Raw genomic sequence first — 4,566 nt, forward strand, 5'->3', positions numbered from 1 at the left:
CCCGCCGTCGCGACCTGCTCGCACGAATGGGCGGCCTCGGCGTCACCATGACGACCGTCGCCCCGCTCCGACTCCCCCCGCTGCCGTTGCACGAGCTCGATGAGGCCGGTGTCGCGTTCGGTTCGGCACCGACGGCATCCGCGACCTGTGGAGCCCCTACGGCACGGGAGACCTCCTCGGCATCGCCTGGCAGTACGCCCGCGCGTCGGGCATCGTGCGCGACGAGGACCTTCGCCGTGTCGTCGACATCGCGACGGGTGACTCCGCCCCCTTCGCCGGCTTGGCGACCAATCACCTGCGGGTGGGCGACCGCGCCGACATCGTGCTCGTGGATGCCGAGAACGCCATGGACGCACTCGTTCGCACGCCGCTCCGCGAGGTGGTCATCGGCCGCGGGCGTCTCCTGGTCGGCTGAGCCCGACGGGGCTCGTGCCGCCGGCCGGCATTTACCGACTGGTGCTACTGACCGGAGGCGCGACGCTCCAGCAGGCGGCGCACATGGGCCTCGATGGCGGCGTCACCCGCGGCCGCGCCGCCGACCAGCTCGTCGTCACGGGCGGCGGGTCGCGGCTGCAGCGTGACGGGACGCTGACGCTCGGCACGAGCGCGCATCGCCTCCTCGACCGCGCTGCGGCGCAGCGCCTCACGAGCATCCGCCTCGTCGAGCACCGCGGCGGCACGCGAGCCGGCCGACGCGGTGAGCGGCCGGGGAAGCTCGCGCGGCACCCACGAAGTGCGCTCGGCATCCAGGGCCACGTCCTGCACGTCGGCCGCGACGCGCTCGATCGGCGCCACGGCCTCACGGACGACCGCACGACGCTGGATGCGTGACATCCGCTGCAGCAGCAGAGCGCATCCCACGAACAGCGCTCCGGCGAGCCAGAGCAACAGCTGCGCGCCGGTCGCGGCCAGCTGCACACCGCCCCATGCGCCGAGCGCGAGAGCGGCGACGGCGATGAGGGTCACGACAAGACGCGCGCGGCGGCGTGCCTGGGCGCGACGGATCTCGGGTCGCGCGCGCTCGCGAGCCGCCGCACGAGCCGCAGCCTCACGCGCGACAGCAGCCTCGGCGCGGGCCTGGAGCGTGGTCACTTCGAGCTCGGCGCGCACGCGGGCAAGCTCCGCCTGCTCGCGCTCGGTCTGTGCCTGACGGGCCAGTCGCTGCTGGGCCATCGCCGTGCGCGCGTTGAGCTCGAGCCGCACTTCCTGCGGGGTCTCACTGGTCTCGGCGAGTACACGCAGCGCCTGATTCAACCGCACCGCGTTGCGCTCGGCGGCATTGAACTGGTGTCGGCCGTGCCACGATGGCAGAAGGTAGATCATCCACAGCGCCACGGCGACGAGGACGACCACGCCGCCGCCGAGAACCTGTCCACCCATGTCCCCCACGGTAGTGCCGAGGCGACGCGATCGGGCGACATCCGACCGCGTGTCTGACCTTCATGTCGAACCTGAAGGTTGCGCGGCCTCCTGCCGCGCTGCGACGGGTCAGCCGCCGGGGCGGTCGGTGAGCGGCACGGTCGCCGCGCTCTCGGGCGCGCGACCCTGCAGCCACCGCTGCAACACGCCTTCAGGTACCTCCTCGCGCACCAGCGCGAACGCATAGTGGTCGCGCCAATCGCCCGCGATGTGGATGAATCGCCGCCGCAGTCCCTCGTAACGGAAGCCCAGCTTCTCGACGACCCGCAGACTCGCCCGATTCTCCGGACGGACGCAGATCTCCATGCGGTGCAGCCCCAGCTCGCGGAAGCACACGTCGGTGGCCAGTGCGACCGCCGTCGGCGTGATGCCGCGGCCGGCGAAGCGCTCGCTCACCCAGTAGCCGATCGTCGCCGACGACAGCGACCCGCGGGCGATCCCCCAGACGTTCAGCTGTCCGGCGAGCTCGCCGTCGTACTCCATCACGAAAGGCACGCCGCCGCCGTCGCGGTACTGCTGCAGCAGGCGACGGATGCCGAGGCGCATATCGAACGAGACGGGCCCGTCGGGGCTCGTCGCCTCCCACGGCCGCAGCCACGAGCGGTTGCTCATCAACTCCGACTGCAGCACGCGCGCGTCTCGCTGCTTGATGAGTCGGATCGCGATCGGACCGTGCTCACGGGGAGCCGTCAGTTCCATCGGCACCCCTCATGTCCGCCGCTCAGGATCAGCGTCAGAGCTTCTCCGCAAAGTCCTTCAACCACGGTCGCAGCTCCGGACCGAGATCGTCGCGGTCGGCGGCCAGCTGCACGATGGCCTTGATGTAGTCCACCCTATCGCCGGTGTCATAGCGGCGACCGCGGAACACGACGCCCAACACGCCGTCGGTGACGGCCAGCTCCTGCAGTGCATCGGTCAGCTGAATCTCGCCCCCCTTGCCCGGCTCGGTGCGCTCGAGGATGTCGAAGACGCCGGGGGTGAGGACGTACCGCCCGATGACGGCGTAGTTGGAGGGGGCGTCCTCCTTCTTCGGCTTCTCGACGAGCCCCGTGACGCGGACGACATCGGGATCGTCGGTCGACTCGACGGCGGCGGCGCCGTACAGGTGGATCTGGTCGGGGTCGACCTCCATGAGCGCGATGACCGTGAGGCCGGATGCCGCGTTCACCGCCAGCATCTTCGAGAGCAGCTCGTCGCGCTCGTCGATCAGGTCGTCACCGAGCATGACCGCGAAGGTCGCGTCGCCGACGTGGTGACGGGCGCGCAACACGGCGTGCCCGAGGCCCTTCGGCTCACCCTGGCGGACGAAGTGGATGTCGGCGAGCTCGGTCGAGCGCTGAACGCTGAGGAGCTTGTCGTGGGCACCCTTGGTGAGCAGGTTCGACTCGAGCTCGGGCACCGAGTCGAAGTGGTTGGAAATGTTGTTCTTGTTGCGCCCCAGGATGATCAGCACGTCATCGATGCCCGCCGCGACCGCTTCTTCGACGACGTACTGGATCGCCGGCTTGTCGACGACGGGGAGCATCTCCTTCGGCATCGCCTTGGTGGCGGGAAGGAACCTCGTGCCGAGCCCCGCAGCGGGGATGACGGCCTTGATCGCAGGAGCTGACATGACCCACACCTTACCGGCGCGCGCCGCCACACCCGTAACGGTCTCGGCCGTGCATGTCGGTGCGCCGCCTACAATCGGACCATGACCGACGGCATCGACGACGCGAAGCGGGCGCTGCGCGCCGACCTGCGCGAGCGCCGTCAGCAGCGCTCCGAGGCGATGCGCACCGCCGACGCCGCCGGCGTCAAGGCGCAGCTCGACGCGCTGATCGCCCGCACCGGCGCGCGCTCGATCTCCTGCTTCCTGTCGGCTCCGACCGAGCCGGGCACCCACGAGTTCGTGGCCGACGCCGTCGAGCGCGGCATCCGCGTGCTGCTGCCCATCACCCGCGCCGACGGCCTTCTCGACTGGGTCGTCGCCGAGCCCGGCGCCGATATCGCCGAGGGGCTGTTCGGCCTGCCCGAACCGGTCGGCGAGGTGCTGAGCCCGCTGGCCGTCAACGACGTCGATCTGCTGGTGATCCCCGCCGCCGCCGTCGATCGCACCGGTATGCGCCTCGGCTGGGGGCGGGGCTACTTCGACAAGACCCTCGGTTCGATGCAGCACTGCCCGCCCGTCTACGCCGTCGTCTTCGACACCGAACTGCTGGACGAGGTCCCCCGCGACCTCCACGACCAGCCGGTCACCGGTGTCGTCACCCCCACCCGCACCGTCGACCTCGCGTCGCCGCGACGCTGAGCCCCTTCCCGGAGGACACCATGCCCACCTACGCCTATGCCTGCACGCAGTGCGGACACCGCTTCGATGCCGTGCAGTCGTTCTCGGATGCCGCGTTGACGCAGTGTCCCGAATGCGGCGGCGCTTTGCGCAAGCAGTACGGAACCGTCGGCGTGACCTTCAACGGCTCCGGCTTCTACCGCACCGACTCCCGCTCGTCCACCTCCGGCGCGGCCGCTGGCGCGGGGGCATCGACTTCGACATCATCGAAGTCCGAGGCGAAGTCCTCGCCCGCTTCGTCGGGGTCGTGACCGGCGCACGCCGGAGAATCGGAGGAACCGTGATCAAAGGCTTCAAAGACTTCATCATGCGCGGCAACGTCATCGACCTCGCGGTCGCTGTCGTGATCGGTGCCGCATTCACCGCCGTCGTGAACGCGATCGTGGCGTCCATCATCACCCCGCTCATCGAGGTGTTCTGGAAGCCGGGCGACAACGGTGTTCCCGGCATCCCGGTTCCCGCGGTCTGGGGCGGAACGGTCACCTTCCCGATCGGCGACCTGGTCAGCGCGCTCATCAGCTTCCTCGCGGTGGCGATCGTGGTCTACTTCGTGTTCGTGTTCCCGATGAACGCGTGGAAAGAGCATCAGGCCGCCAAGGCCGACGTCCCCGAAGACAAAGAGGAGAAGCTGCCGACCGAGCAGGAGCTGCTCATCCAGATCCGCGACCTGCTGGAGAAGAACTCCGCCGCGCGCTGAGCGCGTCTTGCGTCGTCGCTCTTCCGGTCGTTGAGCGAGCGCAGCGAGTCGAAACACCCCTAGGGCGTGTTGATCAAGAGGTTCCGCTCCTCGGTGGGTGAGTCTTGAACGGTGACGCGAC

The 4,566-nt window shown here is 69.6% G+C and carries 7 protein-coding genes; 4 read left to right on the forward strand and 3 right to left on the reverse strand.

The features are described from left to right. The first annotated feature begins 214 nt into the window (after positions 1-214). Positions 215-415 (forward strand): hypothetical protein, encoded by a 201-nt coding sequence (locus AS96_RS15750; protein WP_036289792.1) that lies wholly within the window; start codon positions 215-217, stop codon positions 413-415. Between the two features lie 44 nt (positions 416-459). On the opposite strand, the gene AS96_RS11355 is transcribed toward AS96_RS15750, so the two are convergent. The 3 genes from AS96_RS11355 to galU all read right to left on the reverse strand — a co-directional run bounded on the left by AS96_RS11355 (position 460) and on the right by galU (position 3,031). Further along, positions 460-1,380 carry a hypothetical protein gene (locus AS96_RS11355; RefSeq protein ID WP_036289807.1) on the reverse strand — a complete coding sequence of 307 codons (921 nt, stop codon included), beginning with the start codon at positions 1,378-1,380 and terminating at the stop codon, positions 460-462. A 108-nt stretch (positions 1,381-1,488) separates the two neighbouring features. Beyond that, complete coding sequence (locus AS96_RS11360) at positions 1,489-2,118, reverse strand: GNAT family N-acetyltransferase (protein WP_036289794.1); 630 nt, start codon at positions 2,116-2,118, stop codon at positions 1,489-1,491. A gap of 34 nt (positions 2,119-2,152) precedes the next feature. Beyond that, positions 2,153-3,031 (reverse strand): UTP--glucose-1-phosphate uridylyltransferase GalU, encoded by an 879-nt coding sequence (gene galU / locus AS96_RS11365; RefSeq protein ID WP_036289812.1) that lies wholly within the window; start codon positions 3,029-3,031, stop codon positions 2,153-2,155. 81 nt (positions 3,032-3,112) lie between these two features. Between galU and AS96_RS11370 the strand changes: the two genes are divergently transcribed. The 3 genes from AS96_RS11370 to mscL are packed head-to-tail and all read left to right on the forward strand — an operon-like array spanning position 3,113 to position 4,445. Next, positions 3,113-3,709, forward strand: a complete 597-nt coding sequence (locus tag AS96_RS11370; protein ID WP_036289801.1) for a 5-formyltetrahydrofolate cyclo-ligase — start codon at positions 3,113-3,115, stop codon at positions 3,707-3,709. A 20-nt stretch (positions 3,710-3,729) separates the two neighbouring features. Then, on the forward strand, positions 3,730-3,999 hold the full coding sequence (locus tag AS96_RS11375; RefSeq protein WP_036289803.1) for an FmdB family zinc ribbon protein: 270 nt from the start codon (positions 3,730-3,732) through the stop codon (positions 3,997-3,999). 29 nt (positions 4,000-4,028) lie between these two features. Further along, positions 4,029-4,445, forward strand: coding sequence for a large conductance mechanosensitive channel protein MscL (gene mscL, locus AS96_RS11380; protein ID WP_036289805.1), 417 nt, complete (start codon positions 4,029-4,031; stop codon positions 4,443-4,445). Positions 4,446-4,566 lie beyond the last annotated feature (121 nt).

Source organism: Microbacterium sp. MRS-1, assembly GCF_000585455.1.
In the GTDB taxonomy this organism is placed as follows: Bacteria; Actinomycetota; Actinomycetes; order Actinomycetales; family Microbacteriaceae; genus Microbacterium; species Microbacterium laevaniformans.

Bases quoted from the DNA above. Each gene is read 5' to 3' on its own strand.
- AS96_RS11355 (WP_036289807.1), bottom strand. From the start codon at position 1,380: ATGGGTGGACAGGTTCTCGGCGGCGGCGTGGTCGTCCTCGTCGCCGTG.
- AS96_RS11360 (WP_036289794.1), bottom strand. From the start codon at position 2,118: ATGGAACTGACGGCTCCCCGTGAGCACGGTCCGATCGCGATCCGACTC.
- AS96_RS11370 (WP_036289801.1), top strand. From the start codon at position 3,113: ATGACCGACGGCATCGACGACGCGAAGCGGGCGCTGCGCGCCGACCTG.
- galU (WP_036289812.1), bottom strand. From the start codon at position 3,031: ATGTCAGCTCCTGCGATCAAGGCCGTCATCCCCGCTGCGGGGCTCGGC.
- AS96_RS11375 (WP_036289803.1), top strand. From the start codon at position 3,730: ATGCCCACCTACGCCTATGCCTGCACGCAGTGCGGACACCGCTTCGAT.